The 20110-nt window shown below is 66.6% G+C and carries 18 protein-coding genes and 1 tRNA gene; 9 read left to right on the top strand and 10 right to left on the bottom strand.

From position 1 onward, the window contains the following. The first annotated feature begins 104 nt into the window (after positions 1 to 104). The 4 genes from HNO81_RS02775 to HNO81_RS02760 all read left to right on the top strand — a co-directional run bounded on the left by HNO81_RS02775 (position 105) and on the right by HNO81_RS02760 (position 3122). Complete coding sequence (locus HNO81_RS02775) at positions 105 to 509, top strand: FMN-binding protein (RefSeq protein WP_254703285.1); 405 nt, start codon at positions 105 to 107, stop codon at positions 507 to 509. Between the two features lie 3 nt (positions 510 to 512). Next, entirely contained in the window at positions 513 to 1385 is an 873-nt protein-coding gene (locus HNO81_RS02770; protein ID WP_175316607.1) for an FAD:protein FMN transferase, read from the top strand. Next, a complete protein-coding gene (locus HNO81_RS02765; RefSeq protein WP_175316606.1) occupies positions 1382 to 2938 on the top strand; it encodes a ferredoxin--NADP reductase in 1557 nt (518 codons plus the stop codon). The genes HNO81_RS02770 and HNO81_RS02765 overlap by 4 nt, the downstream gene beginning before the upstream one ends. Before the next feature lie 111 nt (positions 2939 to 3049). Beyond that, positions 3050 to 3122: transfer RNA gene (locus HNO81_RS02760), tRNA-Arg, on the top strand. Positions 3123 to 3194: 72 nt separating this feature from the next. On the opposite strand, the gene HNO81_RS02755 is transcribed toward HNO81_RS02760, so the two are convergent. Then, a complete protein-coding gene (locus HNO81_RS02755; RefSeq protein ID WP_175316605.1) occupies positions 3195 to 4145 on the bottom strand; it encodes a cation diffusion facilitator family transporter in 951 nt (316 codons plus the stop codon). Between the two features lie 123 nt (positions 4146 to 4268). Between HNO81_RS02755 and HNO81_RS02750 the strand changes: the two genes are divergently transcribed. Genes HNO81_RS02750 through hrpA form a run of 3 tightly spaced genes read left to right on the top strand, consistent with a single transcriptional unit; the run spans position 4269 to position 9756 of the window. Beyond that, positions 4269 to 5321 (top strand): M4 family metallopeptidase, encoded by a 1053-nt coding sequence (locus tag HNO81_RS02750; RefSeq protein WP_175316604.1) that lies wholly within the window; start codon positions 4269 to 4271, stop codon positions 5319 to 5321. A gap of 58 nt (positions 5322 to 5379) precedes the next feature. Beyond that, a complete protein-coding gene (locus HNO81_RS02745; protein ID WP_175316603.1) occupies positions 5380 to 5715 on the top strand; it encodes a protealysin inhibitor emfourin in 336 nt (111 codons plus the stop codon). A 60-nt stretch (positions 5716 to 5775) separates the two neighbouring features. Next, complete coding sequence (gene hrpA / locus HNO81_RS02740) at positions 5776 to 9756, top strand: ATP-dependent RNA helicase HrpA (RefSeq protein WP_175316602.1); 3981 nt, start codon at positions 5776 to 5778, stop codon at positions 9754 to 9756. A 71-nt stretch (positions 9757 to 9827) separates the two neighbouring features. Here hrpA and HNO81_RS02735 read toward each other — a convergent pair whose 3' ends face one another. Genes HNO81_RS02735 through HNO81_RS02725 form a run of 3 tightly spaced genes read right to left on the bottom strand, consistent with a single transcriptional unit; the run spans position 9828 to position 12318 of the window. Continuing rightward, positions 9828 to 10256, bottom strand: a complete 429-nt coding sequence (locus HNO81_RS02735) for an HIT family protein (RefSeq protein ID WP_175316601.1) — start codon at positions 10254 to 10256, stop codon at positions 9828 to 9830. Then, the gene (locus tag HNO81_RS02730; protein WP_254703272.1) at positions 10253 to 11428 is read right to left on the bottom strand and encodes an NAD(P)-dependent alcohol dehydrogenase; all 1176 of its coding nucleotides are present in this window, start codon (positions 11426 to 11428) and stop codon (positions 10253 to 10255) included. The genes HNO81_RS02735 and HNO81_RS02730 overlap by 4 nt, the downstream gene beginning before the upstream one ends. Beyond that, positions 11425 to 12318, bottom strand: a complete 894-nt coding sequence (locus HNO81_RS02725; protein WP_175316600.1) for a sulfurtransferase — start codon at positions 12316 to 12318, stop codon at positions 11425 to 11427. The genes HNO81_RS02730 and HNO81_RS02725 overlap by 4 nt, the downstream gene beginning before the upstream one ends. A gap of 93 nt (positions 12319 to 12411) precedes the next feature. Between HNO81_RS02725 and HNO81_RS02720 the strand changes: the two genes are divergently transcribed. Continuing rightward, on the top strand, positions 12412 to 13515 hold the full coding sequence (locus tag HNO81_RS02720) for a PLP-dependent cysteine synthase family protein (RefSeq protein WP_175316599.1): 1104 nt from the start codon (positions 12412 to 12414) through the stop codon (positions 13513 to 13515). Here HNO81_RS02720 and HNO81_RS02715 read toward each other — a convergent pair. After that, positions 13512 to 14168, bottom strand: coding sequence for an MBL fold metallo-hydrolase (locus HNO81_RS02715; protein ID WP_175316598.1), 657 nt, complete (start codon positions 14166 to 14168; stop codon positions 13512 to 13514). The two genes, HNO81_RS02720 and HNO81_RS02715, sit on opposite strands and share 4 nt — an antisense overlap. A 91-nt stretch (positions 14169 to 14259) precedes the next feature. On the opposite strand from HNO81_RS02715, the gene HNO81_RS02710 reads away from it, so the two are divergent. Next, positions 14260 to 14721 carry a Fur family transcriptional regulator gene (locus tag HNO81_RS02710; protein ID WP_175316748.1) on the top strand — a complete coding sequence of 154 codons (462 nt, stop codon included), beginning with the start codon at positions 14260 to 14262 and terminating at the stop codon, positions 14719 to 14721. Here HNO81_RS02710 and HNO81_RS02705 read toward each other — a convergent pair. The 5 genes from HNO81_RS02705 to HNO81_RS02685 form a co-directional block, all read right to left on the bottom strand. Further along, positions 14699 to 15583 carry a metal ABC transporter permease gene (locus HNO81_RS02705; RefSeq protein ID WP_175316597.1) on the bottom strand — a complete coding sequence of 295 codons (885 nt, stop codon included), beginning with the start codon at positions 15581 to 15583 and terminating at the stop codon, positions 14699 to 14701. The two genes, HNO81_RS02710 and HNO81_RS02705, sit on opposite strands and share 23 nt — an antisense overlap. Then, positions 15583 to 16398 (bottom strand): metal ABC transporter ATP-binding protein, encoded by an 816-nt coding sequence (locus HNO81_RS02700; RefSeq protein WP_175316596.1) that lies wholly within the window; start codon positions 16396 to 16398, stop codon positions 15583 to 15585. Before HNO81_RS02700 ends, HNO81_RS02705 begins: the two co-directional genes overlap by 1 nt. Next, a complete protein-coding gene (locus HNO81_RS02695; RefSeq protein WP_175316595.1) occupies positions 16395 to 17381 on the bottom strand; it encodes a metal ABC transporter solute-binding protein, Zn/Mn family in 987 nt (328 codons plus the stop codon). The genes HNO81_RS02700 and HNO81_RS02695 overlap by 4 nt, the downstream gene beginning before the upstream one ends. A gap of 147 nt (positions 17382 to 17528) precedes the next feature. Next, entirely contained in the window at positions 17529 to 18599 is a 1071-nt protein-coding gene (locus tag HNO81_RS02690; protein WP_175316594.1) for a hemolysin family protein, read from the bottom strand. Beyond that, on the bottom strand, positions 18596 to 19930 hold the full coding sequence (locus tag HNO81_RS02685; protein ID WP_175316593.1) for a hemolysin family protein: 1335 nt from the start codon (positions 19928 to 19930) through the stop codon (positions 18596 to 18598). The genes HNO81_RS02690 and HNO81_RS02685 overlap by 4 nt, the downstream gene beginning before the upstream one ends. Between the last annotated feature and the right edge of the window lie 180 nt (positions 19931 to 20110).

The following is a 20110-nucleotide window of genomic DNA, read 5'->3' as shown; positions in this document are numbered from 1 at the left end:
CCCCGCAAAACCCCCTTCCCCCCGCAGGTGCTTTCGCCGTCGCCCGGGACGCCGCGGCTGCAGGAGCCCTTCTCCGGAGAGGCTTTTTCGCCGGCGTCGCTGGCTTGTCCCTGGCGGGAGCGGTTGCAGGCTGCGCGCCGTCCACTGCCGACAGCACACCTGCGGAAACGGGGGCACCTCCTGCCGGATCTTCCGCCCTGGCCGGGAGCGGCGCCACGTACAAGGACGGCACCTACAGCGCCGACGGCAATTACGTCTCACCCAACGGCACCGAGACGGTGGGCGTGCAGCTGACACTCGCCGCGGGAAAAGTCTCCGACGTGAAGATCACCCAGCACCCTTCCAATCCCAACACCCGCAAATTCCAGGGCCAGTTCGCCGGGGGGATCGCGGCGCAGGTGGTGGGGAAGAACATCGACGAACTCAACGTCCAAAAAGTTTCCGGGTCTTCTCTGACCAGCGGGGGGTTCAACCAGGCCCTGGCGAAGATCAAGGCGGAGGCGCAGTAAGCGGTGCCCGCGGCAGACCAGGAGGCTTTTTCATTCCAGGGAATCGGCACTGACTGGCACATCACCACTCCCCTGCCGCTGCCGCCGGCCGTGCGCACACGGGTATTGGGCAGGGTGGAAACGTTCGACGCCGGGTGGTCCCGTTTCCGTGCCGACTCCCTGGTTGCTGCCATGGCGCGGCAGCCCGGACGCTACCTGTTCCCGGAGGAGGCTGCCCCGCTGGGTGAGCTGTACCAGCGGCTCTACCGGCTGACGAACGGCGCCATGACCCCCCTCATTGGCGGCAGCCTGGAGCGCCTGGGATATGACCCCGGGTACTCCCTCCGGGCAGCCGGGCCGCCACTGCCGGCTCCGCCCTGGGAATCGGTGCTCACATGGGCCGGAACGGTCCTGACGGCCAGCGCGCCGGTGGTCCTGGACATCGGCGCCGCGGGGAAGGGACTTCTGGTGGACCTGCTGGCCGCAGAACTGGCTGCAGCGGGGGAAGGCGCCTTCGTGATCGACGCCGGCGGCGACCTGCTGGCACAGGGCGCCGGGACCGTCAGCGTGGGGCTTGAACACCCTTACAACACGGCACAGGCGATTGGCGTGGTGGATTTGCAGGACCGGGCGCTGTGCGCCTCGGCCGCCAACCGGCGCGCCTGGGGCGACGGACTGCACCACGTCCTCGACGGAACCACCGGGCAGCCCGTGCGGACCGCCGTCGCAACCTGGGCCCTGGCGGAGACGGCCATGGTGGCCGATGCCCTGGCCACGGCTCTCTTCTTCGTCCCCGGCGAATTGCTCCAGGAGACGTTCGATTTTTCCTGGCTGACTGTTTTTTCCGACGGAAGCGCAGCCTATTCCGCCGAATTTGAAGGGAAGCTGTTTGCATGAGCCCCGTTGACACGCCGCAAACGGGTCCGGCACCCACCCTGGCGGGCCGGATCGGAACCATCTCTGGGCGGCTCACCATGTACCGGATGATCCTTGTGGTCCTGGCGGCACTTGCCGCCTACAGCGTGCTCCTGGACGTGCTGGGATGGTTGACGTTCGGCGTTCCGGAGATGCTGGCCCACCTGGTGCTGTGCCTTGGATTGACCTGGGCCACCAACCGGGCACTGGCGGCCCTGTTCCGGGTGAATCCCCATACGGAGTCCTCGCTGATCACCGGGTTGCTGCTCTACTTCCTGTTCTGGCCGTCCCTGCAGCCAATGGACGTGGCGGGGGTGGCGCTGGCGTGCGTCCTGGCTTCGGCGTCGAAGTATGCCCTTGCCTGGCGCGGACGGCACATCTTCAACCCTGCCGCGGCCGGCGCCTTCGCCACCGGACTCACTGGGCTGAACATCGCGACGTGGTGGGCAGCGACGCCTGCCATGCTCTGGCTGCTGGTGCCGGGGGTGCTCCTGGTCCTGCACCGGACGCGCAAGCTGTTGATGGCAGCCGTTTTCACTGCTGTGGCAACCGCCGTCATCACCGCAGAGCTGCTTCGCTCCGGCATGACGGCCGGGATGGGGCTCTGGCAGGCCCTTGCCCAGCGTCCGGTGCTTTTCTTCGTGGGCTTCATGCTCACCGAACCGCTGACGTTGCCGCCGCGGCGCCGCCACCAGCTGGCGCTCGCCGCTGTGGTCGGAGTCCTCTTCGCGGTTCCCTGGAACCTGGGTGTTGTGGCCAACTCCCCCGAAGCGGCGCTGCTGGCGGGAAACCTGCTGGCGTTCCTTGCAGGCCAGCGCGGGGCGGTGAAGCTTCGGTTCGCGGGAACCCGTCCGCTGACGCCCACCACCGCCGAGTTCTCGTTCGAGCCCGCCCGGCCGGTGCGTTTCCTGCCCGGACAGTACATGGAACTGGACCTGCCGCAGGCCAGGCCGGACGGAAAGGGCCGGCGCCGCGTGTTCAGCCTGACCGGTTCCCCGGGCCAACCCCTGGTGACGTTCGGTGTCCGGACGGCCGGCCCCGTGTCGGCGGCCAAGGCGGCGCTGCTGGCGTTGCGGCCCGGCGAGGAAGTGACAGCCACCGCCGTGGGCGGCGATTTCGTCCTGCCGCGGAATACCCGCCGGCCGGTGCTGCTCATTGCGGCGGGCATCGGCATCACGCCCTTCGTTTCCTACCTGGCGTCCGGTGGCCTGCGGGGCCGGGACGCCGTGCTCCTGCTCCTCGCCAGGAGCGCCGGTGAAGTGGCCTACGCGGACGAACTCCGGGACTCGGGTGTCCGTGTCCTGGTGCTGATGGCGGATGGCTCCACGCCGCCGTCGGGCCTGGCGTCCGCTGCCGGCGCCGGCTCGGGCGCAAGCGGGCGGCTCAACGGACAGGCGCTTGCGGCGATGGTCCCGGACATCGCAGGGCGGGACGTCTATGTCTCCGGCTCCCCGGCAAGCGTTGCATCCCTTCGGCGCGCCGCCAGGAAGGCCGGGGCCCGCAGGGTCAGGACCGACTCTTTCGCAGGCTACTGAAGCCGCTCCGGCAACCACCCCGGGCTGCTCCGGGCGGCGTTTTCCCTTGCGGGCCACCTTCCTGCTAAGCTCTAGGACGTCCCGCCGGGAACGGCAGGATACCCGGAAAATGCCCTCGTAGCTCAGGGGATAGAGCGTCTGCCTCCGGAGCAGAAGGTCGTAGGTTCGAATCCTATCGAGGGCACAGTCAGACCCCCGCCGCTTTGTAGAAGCGGCGGGGGTTTTTCGTTGCCGTCATCCGGCCGTGAGCCGCAGATCAGAACCGCAGGGCCGGCTCGTCCAGGGTCGCCAGGGTCAGCACGGCTTCCTCAACCGTTGCGTGGTCCTCCAGTTCGCGCTCAATCCGGCGCAGGGCCACCGCTACCTCATGCTCAGGGTGGTCCCCCTGCAGGTCCACGGCTGCCACCAGGTACAGCTTGCGCGGGCCCACGAATTCCAGGTGCAGGTACGTCAGCCGGGCAATGTCCCGGTGCTCCAGGACCCGCCGGGCCATGGACCGCTCAATGTCGGGCGTCACGCCCTGGCCCACCAGGAAGCGCCTGTTGCGGTCGATCAGGACAACTGCGACGACGGCGAGCAGGACGCCCACGACGATCGAACCGATCGCATCCGGCAGCGGCGATCCGGTGATCTGGTGCAGGAACACGCCCACGAACGCCACCACGAGGCCGATCAACGCGGCAGCGTCCTCGGCGAAGACTGCCCGAAGGGTGGGATCGGAGCTGATCAGGACCTGTTCAAGGGTGTGCCGTTCCAGCTCATGGGCTGCCTTCCGGGTCTGGCGGAACGCCTGGATGAAGGACACTCCCTCGAAAACGAAAGCCACGGCAAGGACGATGTACGCCACGGTGAAGTCCGATGCCGGTTCCGGGGCAATGATTTCCTGGATGCCGTGCATGATGGACACCACTGCGCCGGCGGTGAAAAGGCCGAACGCGGCGAACATGGACCAGACGTAGGCTTCGCGGCCGTATCCCATCGGGTGGCTCTTGTCCCTGGGCCGGGCAGACCTCCGCTCCGCGAAAAAGAGGAACACCTGGTTCCCGGTGTCAGCCCAGGAATGCGCTGCTTCCGCAGCCATCGAGGCCGAACCGGAAAGCACCGCGGCCACCGACTTTGCCGCGGCCACCAGCACGTTCGCCACGAAGGCAATGATGACTGTCAGCAGGGTGGAGCTTGATTTGTTTCGCTTCTCGGATTCGGCCATGCGCCTACCGTACCCAGCCCGGCCCGCTACGGCGCCCAGGCGGAGAGAATTCGTGGCAGTGGCGTCCCAGCCATTGTCAGTGGCTCCTCTTAGGCTGAATCCACCAAGTCGAGGGGGTACGCCATGCATGTTGCATTCTGTTCCATTGTTCCGCCGTACATGCTGCGCCGGCTGGCACAGCTGGACGCACCGGATTTCTCGTCCGCAGCCAGCGCCGCCAGGAAAGCACTGGGCCACGTGGAATCGTTCCAGGCTGCGCGGTCACAGGCTGTCCCGGCGCTCCCGCCGGGCCTGCGGCTGGAAAAACCCGGGCCCGTCAACCGCGCCGTCTTCGATGCCGCCGGAGCGGAAACCCTGCCCGGCAGGGTGGTCCGCGAAGAGGGCGGACCGGCTACCGGCGATCCCGCCACTGACGAGGCCTACGACGGACTGGGCTCCACGCACCGGCTCTATGCCGGCGCCTTCGGGCGTGATTCGGTGGACGGGCGCGGCATGAAGCTGGACGCCACGGTGCACTTCGGCAAGCTGTACGACAATGCCTTCTGGAATGGCAGCCAGATGGTGTTCGGCGACGGCGACGGCGACGTCTTCGAACGCTTCACCAAATCACTGAGCGTCATCGGCCACGAACTTGCCCACGGCGTCACCCAATATTCCGCCGGGCTTGTCTACCGGAACCAGGCGGGTGCCCTGAACGAGTCGATGTCGGACGTCTTCGGCGCACTCGTCGAGCAGTACGCCGCACAACAAACCGCGGCCCAGGCCAGCTGGCTCATCGGAGAAGGACTCTTCACATCCAAAGTCCAGGGACAGGCACTGCGGTCCATGAAAGCGCCCGGAACGGCGTACGACGACGACGTGCTGGGGAAGGATCCGCAGCCTGACTCCATGGACTCCTACGTCCGCACCAGCGCAGACAACGGCGGGGTGCACATCAACTCCGGCATCCCCAACCGCGCCTTCTACCTCGTGACGGAGGCCTTGGGCGGCCACGCATGGGAGGCACCAGGCCGCATCTGGTACGAGACCCTGACCAACGGCTCCCTGCCGCCATCGGCGACCTTCAGTGTTTTTGCCCGCGCCACGGTGCGTGCAGCTACGGATCTCTTCGGTTCCGGGTCCAAGGAGCATGACGCCGTAGGGTCGGCGTGGGAAACTGTAAAGGTCAAGGTTTAACCACTCCCCGGCGGCCACTCACCGGCTCCCGGGCTGCACGGAAGCCCAGGGCCAGGCCATGAAGATCAAGGTGGAACGCACCGGCGGGATCGCGGCGATCAACCGTGTGTGGACGGTTGATGCCCGGACGGACAGCGACCTCAACCAGTGGCAGCCCATTGTCGAAGCCTGCCCGTGGGATGCGGTTCCCAGCACTCCACGGGCAGCCGCGGCGGCCTTCCAGGCGCCCCAGCCGGACCGTTTCATCTATTCCATCACTGCGGGGCAGCGCAGGGCTGCCCTGCCCGAACATGCCCTGACCGGCCCGTGGCGCATCCTGGTTGATACGGCGCGCGCCGCCGCCGAGGCAGCCGGCGGTCAGCTTCCCGGCGCGGACACCGACGCGCCTGCCTGACGCCGCGGCGGCCTGGAACCGGAAGGTGCGGTTCCCTGCGGCAGTAGACTGTCTGCAGCCATGACTTTTCATATCTCCTATCCCGCCGAGCTGCCGGTCTCCGAGCGCCGCGAGGACTTGATGGCGGCCATCGCCGCCAACCAGGTGACCATCATCGCCGGCGAGACCGGTTCCGGAAAGACCACCCAGATCCCCAAGATGTGCCTGGAACTGGGACTGGGCGAGAAAGGCCTCATTGGCCACACCCAGCCCCGGCGGCTGGCAGCCCGTACGGTGGCCGAGCGCATCGCGGAGGAGCTCGGCGTCGAGATCGGCCAGGAAGTAGGCTTCCAGGTCCGTTTCACGGGCGAGGTCAGCAAGGCCACCAAGGTCAAACTCATGACCGATGGCATCCTCCTCGCCGAGATCCAGCGGGACAAACTGCTCCGGAAATACAGCACCATCATCATCGACGAGGCCCACGAACGCAGCCTCAACATCGACTTCATCCTGGGCTACCTCAAGCGGGTCCTCCCCCAGCGGCCGGACCTGAAGGTCATCATCACTTCGGCCACCATCGACCCCGAACGGTTCGCCAAGCACTTTGGCACCCCGGAAGACCCGGCACCCATTGTCGAGGTGTCCGGCCGGACCTACCCGGTGGAAATCCGCTACCGCCCCCTCTCGCAGCCGAAAGAGGACGAAGAAGACGCCTCTGACGACGAACTCGAAGAGGACCGGGATCCGCTGGACGCCGTCTGCGATGCCGTGGACGAGCTCGCCGCGGAGGCGCCGGGCGACATCCTGGTGTTCTTCTCCGGCGAGCGCGAAATCCGGGATGCCGCAGAGGCACTGCAGTCCCGGATCCAGTCCAACCGCAGGCTGGCCAACACCGAGATCCTCCCCCTCTTTGCCCGCCTGAGCCTGCAGGAGCAGCACAAGGTCTTCCATCCCGGCAGCAAACGCCGGATCGTGCTGGCCACCAACGTGGCGGAAACGTCGCTGACGGTTCCGGGCATCAAGTACGTCATCGATACCGGCACCGCCCGCATTTCCCGGTACTCACACCGCACCAAGGTCCAGCGCCTGCCCATCGAGCGCGTCTCGCAGGCCTCCGCCAACCAGCGCTCGGGCCGCTGCGGCCGTGTTTCGGACGGCATCGCCATCCGCCTGTACTCCGAAGAGGACTTCGAGTCCCGGCCCCGCTTCACGGACCCCGAGATCCTGCGGACCAACCTCGCCGCCGTCATCCTGCAGATGACCGCCATGGGCGTGGCCAGGGGACCAAAGGACGTGGAAGACTTCCCCTTCGTTGAACCGCCGGAAACCCGTGCCATCAACGACGGCGTCACGCTCCTTCGCGAGCTTGGTGCCCTGGCCCCCGCACGTGCCCAGGGCAGCGGCACCAAGCCGGGGGAAACCGGCGGCCGGACGGGCGGCGGCCTCACCGCCGTCGGGCAGAAACTGGCCCAGCTTCCCGTGGATCCCCGCCTGGGCCGCATGATCGTGGAGGCGGGAAAACGCGGCTGCGTCCGCGAGGTCATGGTCCTGGCGGCCGCCCTGACCATCCAGGACCCACGCGAACGGCCCACCGACAAGCAGCAGCTGGCCGCGGAAAAGCACAACCGCTTCCGGGACGAGAACTCGGACTTCACCGGCTACCTCAACCTTTGGAATTACCTGCAGGAGAAACAGCAGGAACTCTCGTCCTCGGCCTTCCGCCGCCTGTGCCGCGCTGAATTCATCAACTACCTGCGGGTGCGGGAGTGGCAGGACCTCTTCGCCCAGCTGCGCCAGCTTGCCCGGCCGCTGGGAATTACGCTGGATAACAAGCGCCTGGTGGATCCGGTAGGAAACCACGATGGCATCCACATCAGCCTGCTCTCCGGACTCCTGAGCCACATCGGCATCCTTGATGAGCGGAAGCGGGAATACGCCGGCGCCCGGGGCAGCCGTTTCGCGATCTTCCCGGGCTCCGCGCTCTTCAAGAAGTCCCCCACGTTCGTCATGGCAGCCGAGCTGGTGGAAACCAGCCGGCTTTGGGCCAGGGTGGCGGCCAGATTCGATCCGGTGTGGGCTGAACAGGTAGCCCCGGACCTGGTGAAACGCTCCTACAGCGAACCCCACTGGTCAACCAAGCAGGGTGCCGTCATGGCCTACGAAAAGGTCACCCTCTACGGCGTTCCGATCATCGCCCAGCGGCGGATCAATTACGGCCGGGTTGATCCGGTGGTGGCCCGTGAGCTGTTCATCAGGCATGCACTGGTGGAAGGCGACTGGCGCACCCACCACAAGTTCTTCCACCGCAACCGGGCCCTCCTGCATGAGGTGGAGGAACTGGAGGCCCGCATGCGCCGCCGGGACCTGCTGGTGGATGACGAAACCCTGTTCGAGTTCTATGACGCCAGGATCGGCCCCGATGTGGTGTCCGAACGGCACTTCGACAAATGGTGGAAGGACGCCCGCCGGGAGAACCCGGACCTCCTGGACTACGACAAGTCGCTGCTCCTGAGCGACGACGCGGACGACCTCGATGATTCGGCCTATCCGAAGACCTGGCTGCACAAAGGCTTCGAGCTTCCGCTGACCTATGAGTTCCATCCCGTGGCGCCGGGGTCCGCACCGGATCCGTCCGACGGCGTCACGGCCGAAGTGCCGGTCCTGTTCCTCAACCAGCTCGACGACGCCCCGTTCCGGTGGCTGATCCCCGGCCAGCGGGTGGAGCTGGTGACCGCCCTGATCAAGTCGCTGCCCAAGCAGGTCCGGAAGAACTTCGTTCCCGCGCCCGATGTTGCCCGGCAGGCCGTTGCGCTCCTCGAGTCCGATTTCGATCCCGCCACGGACGGGCTGGAGCCCTCGCTGGAGCTGGCGCTGCGGCGGATCCGCGGCGCAGTCATCCCGCCCGGCTCCTGGAATTGGGACGCCGTTCCCCCGCACCTGCGCGTCAGTTTCAAGGTGGTGGACAGCCAAGGCAAAATCCTGGGCGAGGGCAAGGACCTGGCCGGACTGCAGGAGCAGCTCGCCCCCGCCACCCGTCGTGCCATTGCCGAATCCCTTGGCGCCACCCCGGCCTCAACTGCGCCCGGTGCCGCCACCAATGGGCAGCGCCGGAAGGGAAAGACGTCCGACGCCGGGCGGCCGGCCGGTCAGCAGGGCACCGGGGCGCCGGGCGCCCCGGCCACGGCAGGGTTCGTGGAACGGGAAGGCCTGACCGAATGGAGCTTCGGCGCCGTGGAGCGCCAGGTGAGCAGCATGGTCAAGGGCCACACGGTCACTGGATATCCGGCCCTCGTGGACCAGGGCCAGGCGGTGGCGCTGCGCGTGTTCCAGACGGCAGAGGAACAGCTCGATGCAATGCGCGGCGGGGTGATCCGGCTGCTGGCACTGCGTGTTCCGGCACCGGACCGCTACGTCCTGGAGCACCTGAGCAACACCGAGAAACTTACCTTCAGCCAGAACCCGCATGGCTCGGTGACTGCCCTGATTGCCGATTGCGCACTGGCGGCCATCGACAAGCTGACTCCCGCGGAACTCCCCTGGGACCGGCCGGCATTCGATGCCCTGTATGAGGTGGTGCGTGCTGAACTGATCGACACCGTGTTCACCGTCACCGCCGTCGTGGAGCGCATCCTGGCCAGCACCCGGCGGATTGAAAAGCAGCTCAAGGGCACCTCCAGCCTGGCCCTGATCAGCGCGCTGAACGACATCAAGAGCCAGCTGGAACAACTGGTGTATCCGGGTTTTGTGGCACGCACGGGCTACGCCCAGCTGAGCCAGCTCCCGCGGTACCTTACGGCTATCGAAAAACGCCTGGAGCGCCTGCCCGGAAACGTGCAGCGCGACGCCTTGAACATGGCGGTGGTGCAGCGGCTGGAGGACGACTACGACGACGCCGTGTCGGCGCTGCTGCCGGGGCGGCGCGCCGGCCGGGAATTAACCCAGGTGCGTTGGATGATCGAAGAGCTCAGGGTGAGCCTGTTCGCCGTCGAACTCGGAACGGCCTACTCCGTGTCCGAGAAGCGCATCCGAACAGTTCTGAACAAGGCCCTCGCCCCGGCCTGAACATCTTCTGCTGCTCAATGCGTCCCGCGTGCCCGGCCGGAAAAACCGGGCACGCAGGACGGGGCGGGACGTCAGGCGGCCGGGACGAATGCCCCGTACCCTGCCGACCGGAGGCCACTGCGCAGCTTTTCGGCGTTGGCATCCAGTACTGCGGGATCGGGATTCTGGTCCGCTGACCCGAAGTCGAAATCAGCCATGCTCTGCGAGGGCCACACATGCACATGCAGGTGGTTGACCTCGTAGCCCGCTACGATCAGGCCGGCCCGCCGGGCGCCGAAGATATCCACCTGGACGGCACCAATCCGGCGCGCCACTTCCATAACCCTGGCAAGGGTCTCCGGCGACGCGTCGGTCCAGCGGTCCACTTCTGCGGTGGGGACCACCAGGGTGTGGCCGTCGGCAAGCGGGCCGGTGGTCAGGAAGGCCGCGACGTCGTCCTCGCGCCAGACGAACCGGCCGGGAATCTCGCCCTTCAGGATCTTCGTGAACAGTGTGCTCATGCGTCTGCCTTTCCTGCTGCTGCCTGGAGCGTGCCGGCGTCCAGCACGAAGCGGTACTTTACGTCGCCTGCGACCATCCGGTCGTAGGCCTCATTGAGCTGGCCGGCGGACACCATTTCGATATCGGCCACCACGCCGTGTTCAGCGCAGAAGTCGAGCATTTCCTGCGTTTCGGCGATGCTCCCGATCAGCGACCCTGCGTAGGCAATCCTGCGCCGGATCAGGGCACCCGGGTTGACCGGCGGCATGGCCTCGGAGGGGAGTCCCAGCTGGAACAGTGCGCCGTCAACGCGCAGGGTGCGGAAGAACGGGTTCAGGTCGTGTGGCGCGGCCACAGTGTCGATGATGAGGTCGATGGTGCGGTTTGCGGCGGCCATGGCGTCCTCGTCACGGGACAGCACCACCTCATCCGCTCCAAGTTCGAGGGCGGCCGCAACCTTGGATTCGGAGGTGGTGAACACCACCACCTTTGCCCCCATGGCCTTGGCCAGCTTGACGGCCATGTGGCCGAGTCCGCCAAGTCCTACCACGCCCACCACGTCACCTTCCTCGACGTCGAAGTGGCGCAGCGGCGAAAAGGTGGTGACGCCGGCACACAGCAGGGGCGCGGTGGCTGCCGGATCCAACGATTCCGGGACGCGGAGGACGTAGCGGCGGTCCACCACAATCGAGGATGCGTAGCCGCCCTGGGTCACGGCGTCTCCGTTGCGCCGGTCCTTGGCGCCGTAGGTGCCGGTCATCCCGTTTTCGCAGTATTGCTCAAGGCCGTCCAGGCAGCTCTCGCATTCGCGGCAGGAGTTCACCATACAGCCAACGCCCACGCGGTCGCCCACCGCGAAGTCGGTGACGTTAGCGCCTGTCCTGCTGACCTTTCCCACGATTTCGTGGCCCGGGACCAACGGGTATGCCTGGCCGCCCCACTCTCCCCGGGTGGCGTGCACATCGGAGTGGCAGAGTCCGCAAAACTCAATGGCGATCTCCACGTCGTCCGGCTTGGGGGCGCGCCGGGCGACTGTCAGCGGCACCAGGCCGCTGTCTCCGGACACTGCGCCGTACGCTGCTGCCAGCACGCCGGTGCCTGCGGCTGTTGTGTCTTCGGCTGCTGCCGGTGCGGCGGCGGCCGTCGGGATCGGGTGGGCAAGGGGCGGTGGTACGGGGCGTCCTGGAGTCATAGTGCGACGCTACCCCCGGGTTGACCGTAGTTTCCACCCGGACCGGCACCGTCCCCCGGTTCCGCGCCGGTGGCCACCGGCAGGTCAGCGCGGTTCGACCATTCGGAGAAGGAGCCCGGGTAGAGGGCAGCGGAGAACCCGGCCAGTTCCAGTGCGGCCACCTCATGGGCTGCCGTGACGCCGGAGCCGCAATACACGGCCACCGGGCGGCCGTCCTGGACGCCCACGGATTCGAACCTCTGCCGCAGCTCCGACGGTGCCAGGAATTTCCCGGACTGGTCCACGTTCGCTGTGGTGGGCGCACTGACTGCGCCGGGAATATGGCCGGCCCGGGGGTCGACCGGTTCAACCTCGCCCCGGTAGCGCTCCCCCGCCCTCGCATCGAGCAGCAGGCCGCCCTGTGGCCAGGCGGCGGCAGCACCGGCGTCGACCACGGGCATCTGCCCGCTGCCCAGCTCGACGTCGCCGGGGACGGGGTGGACGCTGCCCGCTTCAAGCGGCAGGCCCGCGGCACGCCAGGCGCCCAGGCCGCCGTCGAGCAGGTAAACCTCCGCCAGGCCGGCGTCGCGCAGCATCCACCAGAGCCGCGCCGCCGCCATGTTGCCGCTGTCGTCGTAGGCAACCACCACGTCGCCTTGACGCACACCCCATCGACGGGCCGTCTCTTGGAAACGGACGCGGGACGGCAAGGGGTGCCGCCCCCGGTCCGGTACGGCCGGATCTGCCAGCTCCGTGGCCAGGTCAACGAAGACTGCGCCCGGGAGGTGCTCCGCCAGGTAGTGGTCGCGGCCGTGCGGATCTCCGAGCGCCCAGCGCACGTCCAGCAGCACCGTCCGGTGTCCGGCAGCAATCCTGGCGTCAAGGCCGGGAACGTCAATCAGCGGCTTCATGGTGCTCCTTCTGCGGGATCAGCGCCATCTGCCGGCGCGGGCAACGGTCCAACTTTAGACGGGCAATCCGGCTGCCGCGGGTAGGCTGGTGCGGTGAAGATCGAGGGCAGCACCGGCACGGGCACCAGTGGAACGGACCGCGACTGGGCGGACCAGGCCATCCGGACCATCACTGCGGAAAACAACCGGTCAGCGGACACGCACCTGTACTCCGTGGCGTTGCCGGAGCATTGGGGCATCCAGCTGTACCTCAAGGACGAGTCAACGCACCGCTCCGGCAGCCTCAAGCACCGGCTGGCCAGGTCGCTGTTCCTGTTTGGCCTGGTCAACGGCTGGATCCGCAAGGACACCACCATCGTTGAGGCGTCCAGCGGAAGTACTGCTGTTTCGGAAGCCTACTTCGCCCAACTGCTGGGGCTCCCGTTCGTCGCCGTGATGGCACGCACCACCAGTCCCGAAAAGATCGCGCTGATCGAACAGTTCGGCGGCTCATGCCTGCTGGTGGAGAACGCGTCAGAAGTGTACGCGGCCGCCGAAGAGGTGGCTGCCACCTGCAACGGTCATTACATGGACCAGTTCACCTACGCCGAGCGGGCCACGGACTGGCGCGGCAACAACAACATCGCCGAATCGATCTTCGGCCAGTTGGGCCTGGAGCCGCACCCGGTGCCGGACTGGATCGTGGTGGGGGCCGGCACCGGCGGAACCAGCGCCACGATCGGCCGCTACCTGCGCTACCACAGCCATCCCACCAGGCTGCTGGTGGTGGACCCGGAAAACTCCGCGTTCTACCCCGGCTGGCTGGGGGAACCAGCCGGTAAGCCCACCGGCCTGCCGTCCCGGATCGAAGGCATCGGGCGGGCACGCATGGAGCCCAGCTTCATCCCGACAGTGATCGACAGAATGGTCCAGGTACCGGATGCGGCGTCCGTAGCCGCGATGCGGCACCTTCGTTCCTACGCCGGACTGCACGCGGGGCCGTCCACCGGCACCAACCTGTGGGGTGTGTGGCAGACCATTGCCGGCATGGCGGCGGAAGGCCGCCGCGGCTGTGTGGTGTCCTTGATGTGCGACGGCGGCGACCGCTATGCGGGCAGCTACTGGAACCAGGACTGGCTGGCTGGCCAAGGGCTGGATCCGGCACCGTACGAAGCGGTCATTGCGCGTTTCCTGGACACCGGGGAATGGGCGGGCTAGACCTCCGCTGACTCGCGGGGCTCCAGATGACGGTAATCCGTGCCGTATTTGGCCCCAATCCGCTTGACGTGGCTTTCGACGATGCCGAGCCCGGTGGCATTGAGCAGGCCGTCGTGGATCTGGAACGCCCGCGGTGCCCGGACGCCGATCACGAAGTCGACCACCTCGGCTGACTTGCTCCAGGGTGCGTGCAGCGGGACCAGGAGCGTCTGGACGCTGATGCCGTCCGGGATGACGAAGGAATCCCCCGGGTGGTAGACGTTCCCGTCCACCAGGAAGCCGATGTTGGCCACCATGGGGATCTGGGGGTGGATCAGGGCATGCTGGCCGCCAAAGCTGCGGATGTCGAACCCTGCCGCCTGGAACGAGGCCCCCGGATCCACGTCATGGATGCGGTCCGCGGCACTCGGGCCATCCTGGCGCAGCTGCTGTGCCACGCCCGCGGGTGCGTGGAGCTCAAGGCCCTTGTTGGCCTCCATGGCTGTCCGCACTGCCTCGGCGTCCAGGTGGTCTGCATGTTCGTGCGTCACCAGGACGGCGTGGGCTCCTGAGAGCGCCTCTTCGGATTCGGAAAAGGTCCCGGGATCGAGGACCAGGACCTGGCCCTCCTTCTCGAGCCGGACACAGGCATGGGTGTATTTGGTCAGCTTCATACGCGCCAGCCTAGGGTCCGTTCCGGAACGCTGTCCATGAAGATCCGGCTGGTAATCTTGATGTTTGCCCCCCACGGAAGCGAGTTCGTCCATGCCGATCGGCGCCAAGGCTGATTCCGCCGCCCTGTCCCCGGCAGGAGGCGGCAAGGAACAGCGTGTCACCAAGCAGCGCAAGGCCGTCAGTGCCGCGCTGGACAGGCTTGACGACTTCGTCAGCACGCAGGAGCTCTATCGGATCCTGCAGAACCAGGGCGTGTCCGTATCGCTGGCCACCGCGTACCGGATCCTGCAGTCCCTTGCCGATGAGGGCCTGGTGGACGTGCTGCGCAACGGGGACGGGGAGGCCGTGTACCGCCGCTGCGCTGTGACCGGCCACCATCACCACCTGCTGTGCAGGAACTGCGGAAAGGCCGTGGAGGTGGAGGCCCCCGCCGTGGAGACATGGGCCGTGCGCACGGCGGCGGAGCATGGGTTCACCGAAGTGGACCACACGGTGGAAATCTTCGGGCTGTGCCCGGACTGCACCGCCCTTAAGGCTGCCGGGAAGCTGTAAGCACCCGTCCGTTGATTCCCTTGGACGCCCGCACCGATCCGATGCCCCGGCACACCACGTAGATCAGGAACGACAACGTGGTGACATAGGGGCTGATGGGGATCCGTCCGCCCAGAGCCAGCAGGATGCCGCCCACTGTGGCAGTCACGGCGAAGACCACGCTGAGGACCACGGCCGCCACCGGCGAGGACGTTACCCGCATTGCCGCGGCAGCCGGGGTGATCAGCAGGGCGAGGACCAGGAGTGCACCCACCACCTGGATGGACAGGGCCACGCTGACGCCCAGGACAATCATGAAGACGAGGGCCAGGCTGCGGACTGGGACTCCCCGCGCTTCGGCAAGTTCCGGATCGACGCTGGCGAAGTTAAGGGGCCGCCAGACGGCCGCCAGCACAAGGATGACGACGACGGCAGTTCCGGCGAGTACCTGGAGCTGGACTGTGTCGACGGAGACGATCTGCCCGGTCAGCAGCCCGAACTTATTGGCGGCCCGGCCCTGGTACAGGGACAGGAACAGGATGCCCAGTCCCAGGCCGAACGGCATGATGACCCCGATGATTGAATTCTTGTCCCGCGCCCGGACGCCCATCAGGCCCAGCAGCAGCGCGGCCGCCACCGATCCCACCAGCGACCCGAAGACCACGTCCGCGCCGATCAGGAGCGCAAAGGCTGCCCCGGCAAAGGACAGCTCGGAGATGCCGTGCACGGCGAAGGCAAGGTCCCGCTTCATGACGAAGGTGCCCACCAGGCCGCCAAGGAGCCCCAGGATGGCGCCCGCCCAGATGGAATTCTGGACCAGGACCAGCAGTTCGCCGTAGTTGTCGAAATTGAAGATCGCACCCAGGATGCTGTCGGCGTCCATTACGCCACCTCCCCTGCCATCGCGTCCGCCCCGGCGTGGTGATGGGTGGTGGCGTCGGGAAGGCCGACCACCACCAGCCGGCCATTGGCGCGGATCACCTCAACATGGCTGCCGTAAAGATCCGAGAGTACCTCGGTGGTCATGACCTCGTCCGGGGCGCCGACCCGGAAACGGCCCCCGGCGAGGTAGAGGACACGGTCCACGTACTCGATAATCGGATTGATTTCGTGCGTGACGAATACCACCGCGCTGTTGTTCTCACGGCTTTCCTTGCTGATCAGCGCGCTCACAGCCTGCTGGTGGTGCAGGTCAAGCGACAACAGGGGTTCGTCACAGAGCAGGACCTGCGGATCGTTTGCCAGGGCCTGGGCCACCCGAAGCCGCTGCTGCTCGCCGCCGGAGAGCTGGCCCACCGGGACATTGGCGTAGTCGGAGGCACCCACCAGCTCCAGGAGCTGGTCCACCTTGCGGTTTGTCCTGGCAGGCGAGAGCCGGATACCCCAGCGGTGGCCGTCCACTCCGAGTCCCACCAGGTCGCGGGCCCGCATGGGCGTGTCCGGCGCAAAGGACTTCTGCTGGGGAATGTAGCCGATCAGGCTGCTGCCGCGCTCCACAGGCTTCCCGCCAAGCGACACTTCTCCCGCGTGCAGCTTCTGCAGGCCCAGCAGGACTTTCAGGAAGCTGGTCTTGCCACTGCCGTTGGGACCCAGCACGGCGAAAAACTCGCCGGGCCTGATGTCCAGGTCAAGGTCCTCCCAGAGCGTGCGTTGGCCGAACTTGAGGCACGCCCCTTTGAGGCTGACGACGGATTTCACCTGTTTGTCTCCAGAACCTTGCTGATGTTGTTCACATTGTCCGTCATCCACTGCAGGTAGGTCTTGCCTTCGGGCAGCGTCTCGGTAAAGTCCACCACCGGTACCCCTGCGTTTTCTGCCGCCTTTTTCAGTGCCTCAGTCTGCGGCCCTTCCGTCTGCGCGTTGTAGGCCAGCAGGCGGACTGTCCTGGATCCGACCAGATCGGTGGCTTCCTTCAGGACGGCGGGCGGAACATCTGCGCCCTCCTCGATGGCGGCCGTGTACTCTTCCGGTGTCACGTTCGACAGCCCCGCGTCTTCCAGCAGGTACATCGGGACAGGCTCGGTGACGGCCACCCTGCCGCCTCCCCCGGCGGATTTCATGGCATCGAGCCGGCCGTGCAGGTCGGACAAGGAGGACTTGAAGGAGTCCGCGTTGGCGGTGAAAGTGGCGGCTGAACCGGGGTCCAGGGCGGCAAGCTTGCCGGCAATGCCGTCGGCAATCCGCTCCATGGCAGGGAGGCTGTACCAGACGTGTTCGTTGAGGCCGCCGTGGTCGTGCCCGTCGTGCCCGTCCCCGGCGTCGTGGGTGGCCGTGGTCCCGTCAGTGGCAGCGTCGCCGGGCTGGGCGAGGCCGGAAACGTCGACGGCGGTCAGCACCGACTCGGCGTCCAGCTTGTTGCTTGCCACCAGGGTGTGGAGGAAGTCGTCGTAGCCGCCGCCGTTTTCGATCACGAGCCGGGCTTTGGACACGGCCAGCCGGTCCTGGGCGGTCGCCTCGTAGGAGTGCGGGTCCTGCCCTGCGCTGTTGATGATGGACGTCACCTGGACCTTGTCACCACCAATGGTGCGGGCAATGTCACCGTAGACGTTCGTTGACGCTACGACGCTGATCTCCTGTCCTTGGTTCGCGGCCTGGGGTTGCTGCGGGCTGCAGGCACTGAGCAGGAGGCCGAGCCCTGCGAGGGCGGCAAGGAAAGAGCTGGCAGCGGCTGGACGGCGCACGGATAACCTCAGTTCACACAGGATGGGGAGGACAACAATCCCCAGCCTATACCTAAATGCGAATGATTCCTATTTAGGTTGACTTCCACCACTACGTACGGCAGCGGAAGGGCCCCTGCCAAGGCGGCAGGGGCCCGTGCCGGAGCGTCAGCCCCCGTTCGGCTGGCCCAGGCGGCGGATGCCGGTGGCCTGCGTCGCGTCCCTGATTTCTCCGACCAGCTGTTCGATGACGTCTTCGAGGAAGAGGACGCCGCGCGTGGTGCCGTCCGGCCCGATGACACGCGCCAGGTGTGAGCCCGTGCGCTGCATGACCGACATCGCTTTTTCGATCTCGTCACCCAGGGCCAGGTTTGCCAGCGAGCGCACCCGGCTCTCGGCGATCGGCCGTTCATAGGCGGACTCCGGAATGGACAGCACGTCCTTCACGTGGAGGTAGCCGTACAGCATGTCCTCGTCGTCAAGCATCGGGAAACGGGAGAATCCCGTGCGGCTCACGGCCTTCTCGAATTCCACGGGCGTGGTGGATGCGCCCAGCATGACCAGGTTTTCGATCGGGACCATGATGTCCTCCGCCGTGTGCTCCGAGAACTCGAGCGCACCGGTGATCAGGCCGGCGTCGTCGTCCACCAGCCCGTGGCGGGTGGATTCCTGGACGATCGACTGGACCTCCTCCAAGGTGAAAGAGGACGTCACCTCGTCCTTGGGTTCGATCCGCATCGCTTTGAGGATGTGGTTCGCGGACCAGTTGAGGACCGAAATCACGGGGTGGACCAGCCGCGAGATAAACAGCAGCGGCGGGGCCAGGAACAGGGCCGCCTTGTCCGCCACGGACACCGAAATGTTTTTTGGCACCATCTCGCCGAAGGTCACGTGCAGGAAGGTCACCAGCATCAGGGCCACGGCAAAGGCTGCCACGTCGGCCACTTCCGCGGGCAAGCCCACCGATTCGATGGGCACAGCAAGCAGATGGTGGATCGCCGGCTCGGCCACCAGCAGGATCAGCAGCGAACAGACCGTGATGCCCAGCTGTGCGCACGCCAGCATCAGCGAGACATTTTCCATGGCGCGCAGGGTGGTCTGGGCACGCTTGGAGCCTTCGTCCGCCAAGGGTTCGATCTGGCTGCGGCGCGCGGACATGATGGCGAATTCCGCTGCCACGAAGAAGGCGTTGCCCAGCAGGAGGACGCCGAGCCACAGGATTCCGGCCCAGTCACTCATGGCTTGCTCCTGTTGTTGGTATCCAGCGGGGCTGGCTCCGCTTCCGGGTGGAAGCAGATGCGGTCGATCCTGCGGCCGTCCATGCGCGTCACGCTGAGTGTCCCGCCGTTGACAGGAACCGCATCGCCGACAGCCGCGATCCGGCCGAGCTTGCTCATGACGTAACCGCCGACGGTTTCATAGGCTGCCTCGTCGGGAACGCTCAGGCCGGGAATCTGCTCGGACAACTCATCGGGCCGCAGCAGACCGGGGAAGTACCAGTCCCCCGAGGCGCTTTGCAGGAGTCCGGGGCGGACCTTGTCGTGCTCGTCCGCCACCTCGCCCACAATTTCCTCCACCAGGTCTTCCAGGGTGGCAATGCCTGCGGTTCCGCCGTATTCATCGAGCACCACAGCCAACTGCAGGTTCCCCTCCCGCAGTTCGGCCAGGAGGGCGTCCAGGTGGATGGTTTCGGGCACGCGCAGCACTTCGGTCATGATGGCGCCCGCTTCAAGGTTCTGCCGGCGGTCCCAAGGGACGGCGACGGCCTTCTTGACGTGGACCAGCCCACGGATGTCATCGGCTGAATCACCAATGACAGGGAATCGGGAGTACCCGGTCCGCCGCGCAGCATCGACGATGTCGGAGACCGGCTGGTCGGCGTCGATCGTCTCCAGCCTGATGCGCGGCGTCATCACGTCCGCCGCAGTGCGGGTGGAAAAATTAAGGGTGCGGGCAACGAAGTTGGCCGTCCCGGCGTCGAGCGTTCCCATCGCTGCGGACCGGCGGACCAGCGACGCAAGCTCTGCCGGCGTCCGGGCCCCGGAGATCTCCTCTTTGGCTTCCAGCCCAAAAACGTGCAGGACCTTGTTGGAAAAACCGTTAAGGACCAGGATGGCGGGCTTGAAGATGGTGGTGAAGACCAACTGCGGTCCGGCCAAAGCCCGGCCCACGGGGAACGCCAGTGCAATGGCCATATTCTTCGGCACCAGCTCGCCCAGGAGCATGGACAGCAGCGTTGCCACCACCATCGCCAGGACCAGCGACACGGATTCCACCGCCACAGCAGGAAGCCCGACGGCGCCCAGCGGCGCCCTGAGGAGGCGGCCCACGGACGGCTCCATGACGTAGCCGGTAAGCAGCGTGGTCAGCGTAATGCCCAGCTGGCAGCTGGACAGCTGGGTTGAGAGTGACTTAAGGCAGGTGAGCAGCGGCACCGCGCGGGTGTCGCCGTCGTCGATTGCCCGCTGGACGGTTGCCTGGTCAAGGGCGATAAGGGAAAACTCGACAGCAACGAAGAAGCCCGTGCCGGCGATCAGCAGCAGGCCTGCTGCAACGAGGATCCACTCCATTCAGCATCCCGCCTGGATTGCGGGACCCGCACAGAGGACGGATGTTCGGAGGGAGAAAACGCTGTTTCGTCCCGGCGGAGGATGGTCGGCGGAAACCGATGCCTGGTCCGTGCGGGTAGCGGCAAGCTGGGCCGTGGGCTGGTGATGGGCGCGCTGTCGGGGTTTGCCGGCTCTGGGGGC

Origin of the sequence: Pseudarthrobacter sp. C4D7, assembly GCF_013359725.1 — a bacterium.
GTDB lineage: Bacteria > Actinomycetota > Actinomycetes > Actinomycetales > Micrococcaceae > Arthrobacter.
This window is presented reverse-complemented; position numbering and strand designations above follow the sequence as displayed.